Origin of the sequence: Enterocloster aldenensis (assembly GCF_003434055.1) — a bacterium.
Taxonomy (GTDB): Bacteria; Bacillota; Clostridia; order Lachnospirales; family Lachnospiraceae; genus Enterocloster; species Enterocloster aldenensis.
This window is the reverse complement of record NZ_QVEX01000006.1, coordinates 79,382-96,119: the sequence shown is the minus strand read 5'-3', so window position 1 is coordinate 96,119 and position 16,738 is coordinate 79,382. Positions and strand designations below refer to the sequence as shown.

Annotated in this window: 17 protein-coding genes; 15 read left to right on the top strand and 2 right to left on the bottom strand. The window is 48.3% G+C overall.

Annotation, left to right across the window (positions count from 1 at the left end):
* The first annotated feature begins 67 nt into the window (after positions 1-67).
* The 11 genes from DWX59_RS13930 (at position 68) to prfH (ending at position 10,555) form a co-directional block, all read left to right on the top strand.
* Positions 68-1,138, top strand: a complete 1,071-nt coding sequence (locus DWX59_RS13930; protein ID WP_409337937.1) for a Sapep family Mn(2+)-dependent dipeptidase — start codon at positions 68-70, stop codon at positions 1,136-1,138.
* 101 nt (positions 1,139-1,239) lie between these two features.
* Positions 1,240-1,995, top strand: a complete 756-nt coding sequence (locus DWX59_RS13925) for a copper homeostasis protein CutC (RefSeq protein WP_117559835.1) — start codon at positions 1,240-1,242, stop codon at positions 1,993-1,995.
* Entirely contained in the window at positions 1,992-2,864 is an 873-nt protein-coding gene (locus DWX59_RS13920; protein WP_117559834.1) for a YitT family protein, read from the top strand. Before DWX59_RS13925 ends, DWX59_RS13920 begins: the two co-directional genes overlap by 4 nt.
* Before the next feature lie 83 nt (positions 2,865-2,947).
* Positions 2,948-3,091, top strand: coding sequence for a hypothetical protein (locus DWX59_RS29300; RefSeq protein ID WP_235845053.1), 144 nt, complete (start codon positions 2,948-2,950; stop codon positions 3,089-3,091).
* Complete coding sequence (locus tag DWX59_RS13915) at positions 3,075-3,656, top strand: CatB-related O-acetyltransferase (protein ID WP_235845052.1); 582 nt, start codon at positions 3,075-3,077, stop codon at positions 3,654-3,656. The genes DWX59_RS29300 and DWX59_RS13915 overlap by 17 nt, the downstream gene beginning before the upstream one ends.
* A 90-nt stretch (positions 3,657-3,746) precedes the next feature.
* Positions 3,747-5,513 (top strand): NACHT domain-containing protein, encoded by a 1,767-nt coding sequence (locus tag DWX59_RS13910; RefSeq protein WP_117559832.1) that lies wholly within the window; start codon positions 3,747-3,749, stop codon positions 5,511-5,513.
* Between the two features lie 262 nt (positions 5,514-5,775).
* On the top strand, positions 5,776-6,339 hold the full coding sequence (locus DWX59_RS13905) for a riboflavin biosynthesis intermediates N-glycosidase (RefSeq protein ID WP_117559831.1): 564 nt from the start codon (positions 5,776-5,778) through the stop codon (positions 6,337-6,339).
* Positions 6,340-6,344: 5 nt separating this feature from the next.
* Positions 6,345-7,265, top strand: coding sequence for an NUDIX hydrolase (locus DWX59_RS13900; protein WP_117560048.1), 921 nt, complete (start codon positions 6,345-6,347; stop codon positions 7,263-7,265).
* Positions 7,266-7,267: 2 nt separating this feature from the next.
* Positions 7,268-8,113: a TIGR02452 family protein gene (locus tag DWX59_RS13895; RefSeq protein ID WP_117559830.1), complete on the top strand. Its 846-nt coding sequence runs from the start codon at positions 7,268-7,270 to the stop codon at positions 8,111-8,113.
* A gap of 769 nt (positions 8,114-8,882) precedes the next feature.
* Entirely contained in the window at positions 8,883-9,956 is a 1,074-nt protein-coding gene (locus DWX59_RS13890; RefSeq protein WP_117559829.1) for an RNA ligase RtcB family protein, read from the top strand.
* Positions 9,957-9,964: 8 nt separating this feature from the next.
* Positions 9,965-10,555 (top strand): peptide chain release factor H, encoded by a 591-nt coding sequence (prfH, locus tag DWX59_RS13885; protein ID WP_117559828.1) that lies wholly within the window; start codon positions 9,965-9,967, stop codon positions 10,553-10,555.
* Here prfH and msrB read toward each other — a convergent pair.
* Complete coding sequence (gene msrB / locus DWX59_RS13880; RefSeq protein WP_117559827.1) at positions 10,539-11,504, bottom strand: peptide-methionine (R)-S-oxide reductase MsrB; 966 nt, start codon at positions 11,502-11,504, stop codon at positions 10,539-10,541. The two genes, prfH and msrB, sit on opposite strands and share 17 nt — an antisense overlap.
* Before the next feature lie 484 nt (positions 11,505-11,988).
* Here msrB and DWX59_RS13870 point away from each other — a divergent pair, with 484 nt between their 5' ends.
* Together DWX59_RS13870 and lepB are read left to right on the top strand one after the other, a co-directional pair.
* Positions 11,989-12,234: a hypothetical protein gene (locus DWX59_RS13870; protein ID WP_117559825.1), complete on the top strand. Its 246-nt coding sequence runs from the start codon at positions 11,989-11,991 to the stop codon at positions 12,232-12,234.
* Positions 12,235-12,242: 8 nt separating this feature from the next.
* Positions 12,243-12,809, top strand: a complete 567-nt coding sequence (lepB, locus tag DWX59_RS13865) for a signal peptidase I (RefSeq protein WP_117560047.1) — start codon at positions 12,243-12,245, stop codon at positions 12,807-12,809.
* An 11-nt stretch (positions 12,810-12,820) separates the two neighbouring features.
* Here lepB and DWX59_RS13860 read toward each other — a convergent pair whose 3' ends face one another.
* Positions 12,821-14,242, bottom strand: coding sequence for a sodium-dependent transporter (locus DWX59_RS13860; protein ID WP_117559824.1), 1,422 nt, complete (start codon positions 14,240-14,242; stop codon positions 12,821-12,823).
* 282 nt (positions 14,243-14,524) lie between these two features.
* Here DWX59_RS13860 and DWX59_RS13855 point away from each other — a divergent pair, with 282 nt between their 5' ends.
* Both DWX59_RS13855 and DWX59_RS13850 read left to right on the top strand, forming a co-directional pair.
* Positions 14,525-15,253 carry a helix-turn-helix domain-containing protein gene (locus DWX59_RS13855; protein WP_117559823.1) on the top strand — a complete coding sequence of 243 codons (729 nt, stop codon included), beginning with the start codon at positions 14,525-14,527 and terminating at the stop codon, positions 15,251-15,253.
* Positions 15,254-15,265: 12 nt separating this feature from the next.
* Entirely contained in the window at positions 15,266-16,711 is a 1,446-nt protein-coding gene (locus tag DWX59_RS13850; protein WP_117559822.1) for a DEAD/DEAH box helicase, read from the top strand.
* Positions 16,712-16,738 lie beyond the last annotated feature (27 nt).

The following is a 16,738-nucleotide window of genomic DNA, read 5'->3' as shown; positions in this document are numbered from 1 at the left end:
GAATATGGGCTTTGATAAGGGTTTTGATCAGTGTATCATAGAGGCAGTGGACCGTTTAAAGGATGAGATGATTGACAGTATCCTTGAACTGGTGCGGATTGACAGCGTGGAAGGGGAAGGATTAAAAGAGGCACCTTTCGGCCCGGGCGTGAAGCAGGCTCTTTTAAGCGCGCTGGATATCAGCAGGCGTCTGGGATTTGACACGGTGAATCTTGACAACTACATTGGTTATGCACAGTATGGCAGGGGAGCGGACGGATACGTCTGCGCCATCGGGCATGTGGATGTGGTGCCGCCGGGGGAGGGATGGAAACAGCCTCCCTTTAGCGGATATATGGAAAACGGAATTATCTACAGCAGGGGAGTATTGGACAATAAAGGGCCTGTTCTGGCCTGCCTTTACGGGCTGGCGGCCCTTAAGAAGCTGGGGGCAAAGCTAAGGCACCCGGTCAGGATTATCTTTGGATGTGACGAGGAAACAGGCTTTGAGGACCTGAAGTATTATCTCACAAAGGAAAAGCCCCCCATATACGGGTTTACGCCAGACTGTAAGTATCCGGTGGTGTACAGTGAGAGAGGACGGGCCGTTGTGCGGATTCTTGGGGGCAAAGAAAAGCTGGAACCATTTTTCGGATTTGTGAACCAGTATTTTATCGGCGCCAGGAATACAGGGGACCGCCTGGGGATTGACTTTTTCCATGAAGAATACGGGACCATGGAAATGCGCGGGTATAAACTTGGATGTGTGGAAGGAATGGTCAGCTTTGACGTGACCCTCAGCTATCCGGGCGGAACCGCCATCCGGCAAATCATGGAAAAGATTCAGGGGAAGGCTTTGGAATCAGGGCTTTACACAGAGCTGGTCATGAATTATGACCCGGTCATATTTGAAAAGGACAGTCCCATGGTAAAAGCGCTACAGGAGAGCTATGAGATTGTAACGGGACAGGACGGGACGCCGGTTACCACCACGGGCGGGACCTATGCCAAGGGTATGCCTGGAATCGTGCCCTTTGGCCCAAGTTTTCCGGGGCAGAAGGGAATCGGGCATAATCCCAATGAATGGATGACCGTGGACGACCTGATGACAAACGCAAGGATATATGCATTGGCCTTGTACCGGCTGGGGCAGTTGTAGGCAGCAGGGAAATGGCGGCGGGTACAGACAGTGGTTAACCGGATGCGGATTGGCACTCGGACGGTCAGACCGATGGATCAGATAGGGAGGAACGTAAAACTATGTTGGAAATATGCTGCGGCAGCTACTATGATGCGGTTCAGGCCGCGTCCGGGGGCGCCAAAAGGATTGAGTTAAACAGCGGGCTGCATCTGGGCGGGCTTACCCCGTCCCTGGGCACCCTTGAGCTTGTGAAGGAACACTGCAATATCAGGACAGTGGCAATGGTGCGTCCAAGAGGCGGCGGCTTCTGCTACTGCAAAGAGGATTTTGAGGTAATGGAAAGGGATACCGGGATCCTGGTCAGCCACGGGGCGGATGGAATTGCCTTTGGCTGCCTGAACCCGGATGCAACCATTAACCGGGAGCAGAATGAAAGGCTGATTTCCATCATCCATGAATATGGGAAGGAAGCCGTATTCCACCGGGCCTTTGACTGCACGGACAATCCTTACAGGTCCATGGAGCTGCTCATAGACATGGGGGTGGACCGGGTGCTTACCAGCGGACTAAAAGCCAAGGCAGCACAAGGCACGGCTCTCCTAAAGGAACTGCAGGCCATGTACGGGGACAGGATTGAAATCCTGGCAGGAAGCGGCATCCATGCCGGCAATGCCAGGAAGCTGATGGACGACACCGGTATTACCCAGGTCCACAGTTCCTGCAAGGACTGGGTAAAGGACCCGACCACCATTGTAAACAGCGTTTCCTATGCCTTTGGGGATGCGCCCAACGAAAATGCTTACGATGTGGTATCAGAGGAACTGGTGCGCAGACTTCTCATCAGCATCGGCGAGGCAGAGGGGACAGGGCTATGATTGCCAAATACAAGAAGAACATCATGGTGCGCAGGCTCATAACCATTGCAGCGGTCATTGTCTCCGCACTGCTTCAGACCTATGTAATCCAGGCATTTATCCGGCCGGCCAACCTTTTGTCCAGCGGTTTTACCGGCGTGGCAATCCTGATTGACAGGATTGCCTCTTTATATGGACATAATATCTCCACATCCCTGGGAATGCTGGTCCTCAACATACCGGTAGCCATCCTGTGCAGCAAAAGCATCAGCATGCGTTTTACCTTTTATTCCATGCTGCAGGTATTCCTTGCCAGCTTTTTCCTGAAGGTGTTCCACTTTAAGCCATTGTTCAATGACGTGCTTCTGGATGTGGTGTTTGGCGGCTTCCTGTACGGTATTGCCATTGCCATCGCGCTGCGCGGAAATGCCTCCACCGGGGGCACTGACTTCATTGCGCTGTATGTGTCCAATAAGACCGGGAAATCCATATGGGAATATGTGTTTGCAGGGAACTGTGTCATCCTGTGTATTTTCGGGTATATGTTCGGATGGCTTTATGCCGGGTACTCCATCTTATTCCAGTTTGTTTCCACCAAAGCCATTTCCGCCTTCCATCACAGGTATGAGCGGGTCACGCTGCAGATTACCACCACCAATGCAGAGGATGTGATTAAGGCTTACGTGAAACAGTACAGGCATGGGATATCCTGCGTGGACGCCATAGGAGGCTACAGCCACAGGAAAATGTACCTGCTGCACACCGTGGTATCCTCCTATGAGGTGAATGATATCGTCCACCTGATGCGGGAACAGGATCCGCATGTGATTGTGAATATGATTAAGACAGAGAACTTTTATGGTGGGTTTTATCAGGCGCCGATTGAATAAGGCTGCCATGCCATCCTATGATCCATTTCCCCTTTTGTTCCTGTCATATGTCTGATATAATAGTGAAAAAGGAGGCGGGTTATATGAAACTCTGCATTGCATTAACTGGAATAGTCCCAAAACAATCATTAATGGATCAGGAGGATTATAATGACTATTCCAGACAGCAGCAGGATTTATCCCAGAACGGGAGATACGCAGATTGTATATTTGAAGAATGTAATTGAGAATCCCAATATAGAAATAGGGGAATTTACAATTTATAATGATTTTGTCCATGACCCAAGGGATTTTCAAAGGAATAATGTGCTTTACCATTATCCAATCAATCAGGACAGGCTTATCATCGGGAAATTCTGTTCCATTGCATGCGGCGCCAGATTCCTGTTCAACAGTGCGAACCACACCATGCACTCCCTTGCCACCTATACATTCCCTTTGTTTTACGAAGCATGGGGACATGGCATGAGACCTGACATGGCGTGGGATAATAAAGGTAATATTGTCATCGGCAGCGATGTATGGATTGGATATGAGGCAGTTATCTTGGCAGGGGTTACCATTGGCGATGGGGCCATCATCGGAACCAGGGCCGTTGTCACCAAGGATGTGCCGTCATATACAATCGTAGGAGGCGTCCCGGCCAGGGTGATACGGAAACGTTTCTCAGATGAAGATATACAAACACTACAGCAGATGAGGTGGTGGGACTGGCCGGTGGAGAAGATTGCATCTGCCATACCATTGATACAGGCAGGAGACATTGATTCATTAAAGACGCTTCATCCGTAGATAGGATGGGATTCATAGTGGCAGGCAGCGGATTGCAGCTGCCTGCCGGTTTATAGTATAAAGATTCGTTTTTGTCATGGGGGATTGGTTATGAATATGAATCTTATTATATCGGATTTGATTGAAAATAATATTGAAAGAATACTGAAATATTTAGGCGGGCGCGTAAAGGCAGAATTCAAGAAGAGCCAGGTTCGATTCAGGATAGCATTTCAGAATTATTTAAGTACATCATATAATAAGTATAGTAAAGTAAAAACTATATTATATAATGATGAACCCATTTATTTATATGAATTTTTTGTCTGTAATGAATTAGAAAATGATAGATTTACAATTGATACAAACGAACATATAAAAGACTTACTGAATATATCACATTATATCATCATTACGGGCAGCGGTGGGATTGGTAAATCCATGATGATGAGACACTTCTTGATAAAAGCAATACAGGATAAAACATACATCCCCATCCTTCTGGAATTAAGGGATTATTCTGACTTTCCAGGGGATTTTCAGGAATTTATTTACCATTCCCTTACCGCATTAGAGTTTGACCTGGAAATGAATTATTTTGAACACGGTTTATCGACCGGTTGTTTTGTATTTTTATTAGATGGCCTTGATGAGGTAAAATCCAATAGATACTTAAAGCTCTGTAAGGAAATCGAATATCTTTGTTCCAGGTACAAAAAGAACTATTATATCATAACATCAAGACCTGGAAAAGGGTATGAAAGTTATTTCCAGCAGTTCACTGTCCTTAAATGCATGGAATTCACAAAAGAGCAGTCCATTATGATGATTAACAGGTTAAGTTATGATTATGAGATAAAGCAGAAATTCATCAATTATCTTCGGGATAAATTGTATGAATCACACAAGACCTTTGCCTCTAACCCTTTACTTTTAACAATACTTTTATTAACATATCATGAGTATGCGGAAATACCGGATAAACTTCACCTTTTTTACTCTTATGCATTTGATACGCTTTACATAAAACATGATGCGCGCAAAGGATTTAAACGTGATTTCCGTTCAGACTTAAGTGTTGATGATTTCAGGTTGGTATTAGCCACATTTTGTATGAGGACCTATATTCAAGAAATTTATGAATTCACATCCGATGATATAAGAAAATTAATAAAGGAAATACTTGATAAAAAGGTGAAAACAAAAGCATCCACAGAAGATTACATAGATGATCTTTGTACGGCCGTGTGTATCTTAATACGGGAGGGTGTCCGATATAGATTCTCCCACCGGAGTTTTCAGGAGTATTTTACCGCGCTTTGCATACGGGATTTATCGGATTCACTTTTATCAAGAATCTGCAATTATATGATCTATGAAAGCCAACCCCAAATACTTCAGGATGATATGATACTGATGCTATATGATATGATACCGGAACGTTTTGAAACTTGTATCATGATTCCAATATTAGAGAAGCTGGAAAATGATATGTCAGGTGATAGGCAGCTCGAATACACAAAATTATTATTTCCCAGGTTAAGGATGAAATATTCCAGTGACCAGTTCACAAATTTTGAGATATCATATAATAATTCACCTGTAATCAAACTTCTTTTAACCGCTATAAAACGGAACCATACAATATCTGATGCAGCTGCTGTTTCCGATAAAACCTTTTGGTATGAAATGAGAAAAAGGCATATAAAATTGACAGAGCCAATGGTGAATATCATAAATGAACATGGCAATGAATTCATGGATATTTTTTTACAGACCAGAATGGGACTGATGATTAAAAATACCTTACACTTGAAGAACCGGCTTCAGGAAAAATACAATGAAGAAATTTATTTATTGGATGAGTTACTAAAATAAAACCTGTATGTGGCATATCATGCCGTGATAGTTTACATAATAATGTTATGTTAACTATCGCGGCAATCGTCTCATCTTATCTTTTTTAACTCTTTATATTCTGTTATATATTACCAAATCCACTTGACAAATAAAATGGAATCATATATCATGATAGTATCATATTGTTATTAACAAAATGTAATTATCATACCGTTACTATGATATTGATATAATCCATACCAATATCCCACATGATACCATACATAAGGAGGAGGGTGACATGGTTTACTCATTGGAAGATTTAAAAAAAGCATACAGCAAAGGCCAGCATTATAAATTCCTGTTCTTTTGGGGGCACACACCGGATTCCGGCGGACGTATAACCGAGACCTGCTTAAGTCAGTGGTGGATGGCCCGCTTTGAGGTGGATGGGATTACATATTCCTGTGCGGAGCAGTTCATGATGGCGGAAAAGGCAAGGATGTTCCATGATGAGGAGATGCTTTCGTTGATTTTGGAAGCAAAGCAGCCCAAGGCCATGAAGGCATACGGCCGTAGTGTCCGCGATTTTGATAAAGGGACATGGGACCATGCATGTTACGGCATTGTCAAGCAAGCCAGCATGGCAAAGTTCTCCCAAAACCCGGAACTGTGGGAATTCCTCCGTTCCACCAGGAACAGGATACTGGTGGAGGCCAGCCCAAGGGACCGCATCTGGGGAATCGGTATGGGAAAGAGCAATCCGGATGCGCAATGCCCGTTAAAGTGGAAGGGCACTAACCTTTTGGGATTTGCCCTGACCGAGGCCAGGGATATCCTTATGGGGCAGGAAAAGGAGGTATGACAGGGATGGACAGAGACACCAGAATCCTTGACCGGAACGGCCTGACAGAAGCCGCGTATTTACAATCCTATGATCCCGGCCGCTATGAACGGCCTTCGGTGGCAGCCGACATGGCTATTTTCACGGTTTTGGAGGAAACAGAAGATAATTACAGGAAGCTTCCTGAAAAGGAACTGGGCATACTGCTAATCCAAAGAGGGGTTCATCCGTATCTTGGTTCCTGGGCCCTGCCCGGCGGCTTTGTACGGCCGGATGAGACCACGGAACAGGCGGCCAGGAGAGAACTCATGGAAGAAACCGGTCTGGACCAAGTATATATGGAACAGCTGTATACTTTCAGCGACCCTGGCCGTGACCCCCGCACCTGGGTCATGAGCTGTTCCTATATGGCGCTGATTGACAGTTCCCAGGTCCGGATAGAAGCAGGGGATGATGCGGATAATGCCCGCTGGTTCCACATTTCCTTCCACTTGATGGATGAACACGCGGATTATCCTGTTCCAACGGACGGGGAGGAACCAAAGGTCATACGCACCCAGCATTATAAACTAGAATTAACCCAGGACAGCACCTGCCTTTCTTCTGTCATTGAGAAATCCATGACCAAAACAGAAAAAGGCACGTTTATTGAATATAAGATAACGGAAAACAACGGCCTGGCTTTTGACCATGCCAGGATTATCACCTATGCCCTGGAACGGCTCCGGGGTAAGGTTGAGTACAGTGGACTGGCGCTTCACCTGATGCCTCCTGAATTCACGCTGACACAGCTGCAGCAGGTATATGAAGTGATTCTGGGAAAACGCCTTTTAAAGGCAGCCTTCCGCAGGAAAGCAGCCTCCCTTGTGGAGGAAACGGATTCCTACACAGGGAATGAGGGCCACCGTCCGTCCAGACTGTATCGCAAAAAATGGAAGGAGTTTTAAATATGGATAGAAAAGCAACTGCCAAGGAAACACTGGAAATCATGAAACGCGGAACCTACGAAACCCGTGGCAGGACAGTTGATATCATGAAACAGCACAGGGCATCTGTGGACAACAGCCTTTTATTCACACCGGAACAGGCAGAGACACTTGCAGCAACATACGCCAAAGGGGAACCGTCCGGTAAATTACCTGTAATGAAGACCATGGACTGTTCCACCGTGGATGCCATCCTCCGGCTGGCAGGAGATGGGGTGGCTGATCCCGGGGTGCTGAACTTTGCCAGCGCCAAGAATCCCGGAGGAGGGTTCTTAAACGGAGCCATGGCCCAGGAAGAGAGCATAGCTGCATCCAGCGGACTCTACCACACCCTGATAAGGCATCCGGAATACTATCAGAACAACCGGAACTGCCCATCCATGATATATACCAACCACGCCATTTATTCACCAGAAGTTGTATTTTTCCGCAATGGCCGGTTTGAGCTTTTGGAGGAACCTGTAACGGCTTCCGTGCTGACCCTGCCCGCTGTCAACATGGGACAGGTGATACAGAAGGGAGAGGATGTACATACAGCGGAAACAGCCATGTATGAACGCATGAAGCTGGCCCTGGCCCTGTTCGTGCAGATGAATCACCGTCATCTCATCCTTGGGGCTTACGGATGCGGCGTATTCCGCAATGACCCGTACAAGATAGCCTGCTGGTGGAAGGAACTGCTGACCGGTTATTTTGCAGATACCTTTGATACCGTGGTGTTTGCAGTCATGGACCGTTCCAGGAAAGGGGAATGCCTGCGGGCGTTCGGGGAGGTGTTTGGTGCGGATGAGGCGGTGAGGATGTCTTAATAGGAGACAACACGATGAAAGTGAAAATCATGGCTGCAATGTAACTTATAGGATTATCTATCAAAGAGGTACTGTAGTGTCAGTTTGGATTTAATCCGTGCAATACAGTACCTCTTTCCTGTTTATCTGTATCCCGTCCTTGGGTTCAGCCACTCGCTTTAAAGGGACCGCCCTGGCGTATTGGTTCAAGAACTCCAGGGGAACTTGACTGAGTCTGTTTTTTGTGAACGGAGGCATGACAGCGTTACATCGCTACCAGTTTCTTTTCCGAGAAGCACTTCCTTGGCAGTAGAGACAATGGCATTGTTCACGAATCCATGGACCGACATGTTGGTACACATGCCTTGCCATCCATACATTTTTGTATTATAATTAAGAGCATCAAACAAATGGAGAAACGATTATGAGCGCAGGACAGCTTTTTACAAAATTATTTGAGAATCCGGTGAACACAGCCATTACCGTACTTACCGTGGTGATTGTGATTGAACTGGTAAAGTATTTCATCAACCGTAAATAAAAGTTTTCTGTTTGATGGTTGACATTTCCCGGTTTTCCCATTATAGTAAGTTCTAGAATAAGAAGACCGGTGGTTCTTCATAAGCAAAGGAGTGGTTGTTATGTTGGCAAATCAGATGGATCAGGTGAAAACAAGATAACAGTGTAAATCAGACAGGGACTGGCGTATGATATGTTTTTTGCGCACGGCTTGTTGTCGTGTTTTTTTGTACCCTTTTTTACCTGTCAGCTTATGAAGGAGATTTTAGGTTTGAATCAGGAAAATTGCATATTGATTACGAATGAAAAGAACTGGGTGGAACAGGCGGCCAAGGACCAGCTCTGCGGCGTGGGCAGGCTGCCAGGGGTCATAAAGGCAGTGGGTCTGCCGGACCTGCATCCGGGCAAGACGCCGGTTGGAATGGCTGTGCTCAGCCAGGGAAGGTTTTATCCCCATCTGATTGGAAATGACATTGGCTGCGGGATGAGCCTTTTTAAGACAGAAGTAAAACAGAAGAAATTTAAGATGGACAAATGGGTAACCCGTTTAAACTCCATACGCGGACTGGAAGACATACCCTGTGACATCCCATATGATGAAGCGTGCCCTATCCGGGATTTCGGAACCATTGGCGCAGGCAATCATTTTGCTGAATTCCAGTGCCTGTACCAGGTGTATGATGAGGATACAGCGGGAGGGCTTGGGCTTTTGGATGGAAGGATCTTTCTCTTGATCCACTCCGGTTCCAGGGGTTATGGGCAGGATATCCTCTCACGTTTTTATTCACCTGCCGGACTGGAGGAGGGTTCCCAGGAGGCAGGGGCCTATCTGGCGGAACACGATAATGCGCTTTTATGGGCAGGGCGCAACCGGCTGGCTGCTGCTGTCAAGCTTTTGGATTATCTGAATGTAGACAGCCAGGTAGGACTGTTAACGGACAGCTGCCATAATTATGTGGAGCAGACCAGGGAAGGATGGCTGCACAGGAAGGGCAGTGTGTCCGCCGGTCACCAGGCCCTGGTCATCCCCGGTTCCAGGGGAACCCTGACCTATGTCTGTGTTCCGGGAAGGGATACACATATATCCCTGGATTCCATTTCCCATGGAGCTGGCCGCAAATGGGCCCGCAGCATCTGTAAGAGCCGGATTGACCGCAAATACGACCGGAATTCCATACGCAGCACCCGGTATAAAAGCCAGGTGGTGTGCCATGACACCAACCTGCTGTTCGCAGAAGCGCCGGAGGCATACAAGAACGTGGAACAGGTCATGGAAGCGCTGCAGGAATATGGACTGGTTGATGTAATTGCAACCCTGCGCCCGCTCATCACATTTAAAGGGTAGGTGAGGGCATGAGGGTACAGATCAGTTCCGGGCAGGGCCCGGCGGAGTGCGGACTTGCAGTGGAATTATTTTACAGACAGCTACAAAAGGAGGGGAGGGATATACGCCTGATCCAGAGTGTCCGTGCAAAAGGAGGTAAAGGGTATTCTTCCATACTGTTTGAGACAGAGGAGGATATGCGGGAACTGGAAGGCAGCGTGCTCTGGATATGCAGAAGTCCTTTCCGTCCAAAGCACAGACGCAAGAACTGGTTTATTGATGTGAGCGTCCTGGAACAGCTGCCTGATACCCAGGGGGACATGAAGCTCCGTTTCGAAACCTTCCGCAGCAAAGGCAAGGGAGGACAGCATGTAAATAAGGTGGAGACAGGGGTGCGCGTCATCCATGTCCCCACCGGGATATCGGTTGTGTCCACAGAGGCCCGCAGCCAGCACATGAATAAAAAGCTGGCCATGAACCGTCTGTGCGATATCCTTGCAGATATGGAACTGGACAACAGGCGCAGGGAAAAGGAACTGGCATGGATGGAACACACCCGCCTGGAACGCGGGAATCCGGTGAGGGTTTACGAGGGCATGGATTTTATAAGGAAGAAATAATCATAGGGCAATAGGCCCCGTATCCCTCTGCCTCCATCTGGCTTAGGGGTATGAAACGGAGGGAGGCGCTGTTGATGCAGTAGCGCAGCCCTCCCTTTTCTAAGGGGCCGTCCGGAAACACATGACCCAGATGGGAACCGCCTTCACGGCTTCGGATTTCCACACGCGTCATACCATGGCTGGTATCGTGATGTTCCGTGATTGCACCGGGATGGACGGGTCTTGTGAAGCTGGGCCAGCCGCAGCCGGAATCATATTTGTCATCCGAAAGAAAGAGCGGCTCCCCGGTCACCACATCCACATAGATGCCCGGCTCCCTGGTCGTCCAGTATTGGCCGGAAAATGGACGTTCCGTGGCTGCATTCTGGGTCACTTCATACTGTTCCTTTGTCAGTGTGCCCTGCAGTTCCCGGATGTCCTTACGGATTCCCACGGTTTTATCCGTGCGCACATCCAGGCTGTTAAGGCTGCTAAAATCAATATGGCAGTAACCTCCGGGATGCACCCGCAGATAGTCCTGGTGATAATCCTCGGCAGGATAAAAGCTTTTAAGGGCCATGAACTCAACTGCCAGCGGTTTTTCATGGTCTTTTTGTACTGCGGCAATGATGGGCCGGATTTGCGCCCGGTCTTTCCCATCCGTATAGTAGATGCCTGTCCTGTACTGGCTTCCCCTGTCATTTCCCTGCCGGTTGATGCTTACCGGGTCAATTATCTTAAAAAACAGCCGTGTCAGTATGCCCAGTGTGACCACGGCCGGGTCATACACCACACGGACAGCCTCTGCAGCCCCTGTTGTGCCGGAGCATACTTCTTCATAGGACGGATCCTTAATATCACTGTTGGCATAACCCGAGATCGTGTCAAGGACACCGGGAACCCTGGAGAAATATTCCTCCACGCCCCAGAAACAGCCGCCTGCATAGTAAATTTCTTTTGATACATCCATTTGTCATTCCCCGCTTTCATGGTCCGGTGTGTGTTCCGTGTGATTTGTCATAAAATCTTAATAGAATATATACTATCCATATTTTCTTTTTTCTACTAAAATAAAAGTAGTAAAATAAAGTATATAGGATGGAGGAAGCCGCCATGACGCCAACGTTTCGATTCGTGTTTCCATATCTGCTGGTTATTATCATTGATTTCTATATACTCCCGCTTTTAATCAGGGACACTGGTTCGGCGATGATCATGCTTTTGATCATCCTGCCTTTTATCTGCTTTGTGTCATCTGTATTTTATGGTATCCGTCATTCCTTTCATCTGTCATACGCCTTCATAGTGGCAATATTGTTCCTTCCATCACTTTTTATCTATTATAACATAAGTGCTTGGATTTACAGCCTGATTTACGGGATTATCGCCCTGGCCGGTAATCTGACCGGATATCTGCTTCGTAAAACACAGAATCCGCACGAAAGGAGGGGCTTATGAGGGCAAATAAATGGCGTCTGTGGGGATTGATTGCTTTTCTGTGCCTGATTAACTGCCTTGCCTGCGGCCATGTCAGGTACAGCCTGGCGGGGCAGCAGTGGCTGGCCTCTCCTGGCGGCAAGGCCATACTGATTGTGACAATTGTATCGGCAGCCGCGCTGGCCGGATGTATGGTCATGGATTTTAAGCGGGGAAGGCGGCAGCCAAGGGATACAAAGGGGATATTTAAAAAAATAATGTGAGGATTACCATGAAAAAACAGACAAATACGGACCAGCAGGAGCCAAAGGACAGGAAGAAGGAAATCCTGGAATGGCTTCAGATCATAATAGCGGCAGCAGTAATCGCATTCTGCCTGAATACCTTTGTGGTGGCAAACAGCCGGGTCCCCTCGGCCTCCATGGAGAATACCATCATGACAGGGGACCGGATCCTTGGTTCCAGGCTTTCCTATTATTTTGGGAATACACCTGAGCGCGGGGACATTGTTATCTTTACCCACAAGGCGGAGCCGGGTAAGGATAAGACACGGCTGGTAAAACGTGTCATTGGCCTGCCCGGGGAGACAGTTGATATCCGGGAAGACAAGGTCTTTATCAATGGCTCAGACACACCGCTGCAGGAGACCTACCTGCCGGAGGCCATGGATTCAAAGGACTATCACTTTGAGGTGCCTGAGGGCTGTTACCTGATGCTTGGCGATAACAGGAATCATTCCATTGACGCCCGCGGATGGGAGGACCCATATGTGACAGAGGATGAGATAAAGGCCAAGGTCTTATTCCGGTACTTCCCCAGCATAGGGAAGATTGAGTAAAAGTAAAATCACTATATTGGGCAAAATAAACCGCGGATCATGGTAAAAATACCGGCTGACTGTAAAAACAGGACTGCCATCATGATTGGCGTCACATAGCGTATCATAAATGCATACATCTTCTTGCGTCTGAATACATTCCCATTTACTTCCATCTCTTCATCAATCCAGGCCGGTTTGATGACCCATCCCACAAAGATGCAGGTCAGCAATGAGATGAACGGCATCAGGAAGCTGTTGCTGATATAATCCATCAAATCCAGCAGCTGGGCGGTCTGTCCGTTTGGCAGAGGCATTTCAAAGTAAAAAATATTGTAACCCATACAGATGACCCCGGCGGCGCCTGCGAACAGGATGCCAATGAGCAGGCTCATCTGTTGGCGGGACTTGTGGAACAGCTCCATGCAGTTGGCAACCAGTGTCTCCATAATGGAGATACAGGAGGTCAGGGCTGCAAATGCCACCATGATGAAAAATACAAGGCCAATCAGGGCGCCGGCCCGGCCCATGGAGTTAAAGACCTTTGGAAGGGACACAAACATCAGGCTTGGGCCGGACGCCATGCCTTCGGTTCCGGAGAACACGAACACAGCGGGAATAATCATAAGCCCGGCCAGGAACGCAACACCTGTGTCAAAAAATTCAATCTGGCTTAAGGAGCGGTTCAGGTTAACCTCCTTTTTCACATAGGAACCGTATGTAATCATGATTCCCATGGAAACGCTTAAGGAAAAGAACAGCTGGCTCATGGCGTCCAGGAGGATTTCCAGGAAGCGCTTTAATGTAATCCCGTCCAGGCTGGGGATGATATATACCCCCAGTCCCTGAAGGCCTGTACGTGTGACCCCGTTCCCATCCGTATACTTGAGGGTAAGGGAGAAAAGCGCAATGCCCATAATCATGAAAATCAATCCCGGCATGATGATTCTGGAAAACTGCTCAATCCCTTTCTCCACGCCCCGGTACACGATAAAGGCGGTTGCAGCCAGGAAAATCAGCATGAAAAAGATGGGCGAGGCCTTGGATGTGATGAAGGATGTGAAATATCCATCCTTTGCAGCCTCCGCGCCCCGGGCAGTCATGTAAGTGACAATGTATTTCGTGACCCAGCCCCCAATTACGGAATAGTAGGTCATGATCAGGGCAGGGACCAGGAAGGTGAGATAACCCAGGAAATTCCATTTTTTATTGATGGCCCCAAATGCCTTAAGTGCATTCTGCTTTGTCTTCCTTCCAATGGTAACGTCCGTGGTCAGAAGCGTAAATCCAAAGGTGAGTACCAGCACCAGATAGATGATCAGGAACAAGCCGCCCCCGTCCTTAGCCGCCAGATAAGGAAACCGCCATATATTTCCCACCCCAACCGCACTTCCGGCCGCGGATAAAACAAAACCGATGGAGCCGCTGAAACTGCTTTTCTTTTTGGTATCCATAAAATCCCCCTGTTTCTTCTTATGTTTTCTATTGAATATTTTTGATTGAATGTTTTTTCTCATGTTTATGATTAAGCTTAAAGGATAACCTCATAAGGAAAACCTCAAATAGTTTATCAGAATTACTTTATAAATCAAATGTGCCCGTGTTTCATTTCAATAAACTTTTTTGCCTAAAAGTTTATTTAGAGTAGAATTATCCGGAAGGATGGTGTATGATAGGAAACTGGACACATCCCATATGGATGATGATATATTCTAAAGAAACTTTCAGGAGGAATCATGAGCAGGATCAATGAACATATTGGCGGGCGCATCCGCATGTACAGGAAGGCCAGGGAACTGACCCTGCAGCAATTGGCGGATCTGATTCACAAAAGCCGGGCCAGTGTGAGCAAATATGAAAATGGTGAGATCACGCTGGACGTGGAAACCTTGTCTGAGATAGCGGATGTGCTGATGGTCAGCCCTGGCCAGCTGATGGATTTTAACCCGCCGGTCCCAAAGACCGCGAAGCAGCCCCTGAACCATTCTGCCAAAAGCCCCTTTTACCAGGCCAAACGGCTGTATTTCTATTTTTATGACGGCCGTTATAAAAGGCTGAAGGATGGGATTATCGATATATATGAGAGGGAAAACTCACCGGGCAACTTTGAGGCAACCCTGTCCATCAGCGCAGTGACGCCCACGGGCAGGAGCAGTGAGATCTATTATACAGGCAAGGTGGTCTACAGTGATATGCTGATACGTTTTTCCTTTGTGAACCAGTGCAATGCCCTGGAGGAGGATCTGCTCTATATCTTCAATCCCCTGGAAATCCGTGATTCCACGGATGGGCTGCTGTGCGGGATTTCCAGCGCTGATTTCATGCCCTGCGCATTCAAATGCCTTGTGACCCTGACGCCCCAGGAGCACACGGAACGCTTTAAACAGCAGCTCCTTATCACCAAGAAGGAACTACAGAAATGGCAGAAATTAAACATGTTGATTGTGGACAACAGAGGACTATAGAAAGAGGACCATATGACAAATCAATTTGCAGCATACAATTTATCGCAGCCCATCCTTGACGCACTGACACTGCTGGGATACACGACGCCTACACCTATCCAGGAAGCCGTGATCCCGGCGGCCCTGAATGGGCGGGATATCGCTGCCCGTTCCCAGACCGGCACGGGCAAGACACTGGCCTTTGCCGTCCCGATCTGTGAAAAGGCCGTGTGGGAGGAGAACCTTCCCCAGGCCCTTGTACTGGAGCCGACCAGGGAGCTGGCCGTACAGGTAAGCCGCGAACTCTTCCAGGTGGGAAGGAAGAAGCGGCTCAAGGTCCCGGCTGTGTTCGGAGGTTTTCCCATTGACAAGCAGATCCGGACCCTGAAACAGAAATCCCATATCGTGGTGGGCACACCGGGACGCGTCATGGACCACCTGCGCAGGGGCAGCCTTTGTCTTTCAACGGTACGTTTCCTGGTGATTGACGAGGCGGATCTGATGCTGGACATGGGATTTCTGGAGGACGTACAGCAAATCCTTTCCATGCTTCCAAACCACAGGACCACCTTCCTGTTCTCAGCCACACTGGACGGGCGGGTACAGGAACTGACGGAGGCGGCTGTGTCAGAAGCAGTGTTCATTTCCATGGAGGATGAGGTGAAGGCGCCGCCTGCAATCGAACAGTCCGTGTATCAGGTTTTGCAGGAAGAAAAGTATGGTGGGTTTAAAAACATTCTGATTAAGGAAAATCCGGACAGATGCATGATATTCTGCGGAACCCGGGAGATGGTCAACGTACTGTTCCAGAAACTGCGGAGGGACCGCATTTTCTGCGGTATGATCCACGGGGAAATGGAGCAGGCGGAGAGGCTTAAGCATGTGGATGCATTCCGCCGGGGCGGGTTCCGGTACCTGATTGCCACAGACGTGGCTGCCAGGGGCATTGACTTTGAAGGCATTTCCCTGGTGGTGAACTATGATTTCCCTACGGGGCGTGAAACCTATGTGCACCGGATTGGCCGGACCGGCAGGAACGGACAGGCCGGACGGGCCGCCAGCCTTGTGACCGTGGATGAGCTGAGGATGCTTAATAAGGTGGAGGAATATATGGACGCCGCCCTGCCGCTCCTGCCGCTGCCTGAGCCGGACGAGGCAGAGGAAAAGGCATTCTGGGCGCTCCAGCGGAAAAAAGCAGAGCCCAGGGCAGGCAGGGACGCGGCCCTGAACCATTCCATCCTGCGCCTGTCCATTGGCGGCGGCAGGAAATCCAAGATGCGCACAGGGGATATTGTGGGAACCATATGCAGCATTGACGGGGTGGCGGCAGAGGATATCGGAATCATTGATGTCAGGGAAAGCCTGACCTATGTGGAGATACTGAACCAGAAGGGTCCCATGGTGCTGGAGCAGCTTCAGTCAAAAACCATTAAGGGAAAGGTGCGCAAGGTAAGGGCGGCAGGCAGCGGCCTGATATAGCGGGTATCATATACCATACCTGTACAT

Coding starts and splice junctions, on each gene's coding strand:
- DWX59_RS13930 (WP_409337937.1), top strand. CDS start 68: ATGATTGACAGTATCCTTGAACTGGTGCGGATTGACAGCGTGGAAGGG.
- DWX59_RS13925 (WP_117559835.1), top strand. CDS start 1,240: ATGTTGGAAATATGCTGCGGCAGCTACTATGATGCGGTTCAGGCCGCG.
- DWX59_RS13920 (WP_117559834.1), top strand. CDS start 1,992: ATGATTGCCAAATACAAGAAGAACATCATGGTGCGCAGGCTCATAACC.
- DWX59_RS29300 (WP_235845053.1), top strand. CDS start 2,948: ATGAAACTCTGCATTGCATTAACTGGAATAGTCCCAAAACAATCATTA.
- DWX59_RS13910 (WP_117559832.1), top strand. CDS start 3,747: ATGAATATGAATCTTATTATATCGGATTTGATTGAAAATAATATTGAA.
- DWX59_RS13905 (WP_117559831.1), top strand. CDS start 5,776: ATGGTTTACTCATTGGAAGATTTAAAAAAAGCATACAGCAAAGGCCAG.
- DWX59_RS13900 (WP_117560048.1), top strand. CDS start 6,345: ATGGACAGAGACACCAGAATCCTTGACCGGAACGGCCTGACAGAAGCC.
- DWX59_RS13895 (WP_117559830.1), top strand. CDS start 7,268: ATGGATAGAAAAGCAACTGCCAAGGAAACACTGGAAATCATGAAACGC.
- prfH (WP_117559828.1), top strand. CDS start 9,965: ATGAGGGTACAGATCAGTTCCGGGCAGGGCCCGGCGGAGTGCGGACTT.
- msrB (WP_117559827.1), bottom strand. CDS start 11,504: ATGGATGTATCAAAAGAAATTTACTATGCAGGCGGCTGTTTCTGGGGC.
- DWX59_RS13870 (WP_117559825.1), top strand. CDS start 11,989: ATGAGGGCAAATAAATGGCGTCTGTGGGGATTGATTGCTTTTCTGTGC.
- lepB (WP_117560047.1), top strand. CDS start 12,243: ATGAAAAAACAGACAAATACGGACCAGCAGGAGCCAAAGGACAGGAAG.
- DWX59_RS13860 (WP_117559824.1), bottom strand. CDS start 14,242: ATGGATACCAAAAAGAAAAGCAGTTTCAGCGGCTCCATCGGTTTTGTT.
- DWX59_RS13855 (WP_117559823.1), top strand. CDS start 14,525: ATGAGCAGGATCAATGAACATATTGGCGGGCGCATCCGCATGTACAGG.
- DWX59_RS13850 (WP_117559822.1), top strand. CDS start 15,266: ATGACAAATCAATTTGCAGCATACAATTTATCGCAGCCCATCCTTGAC.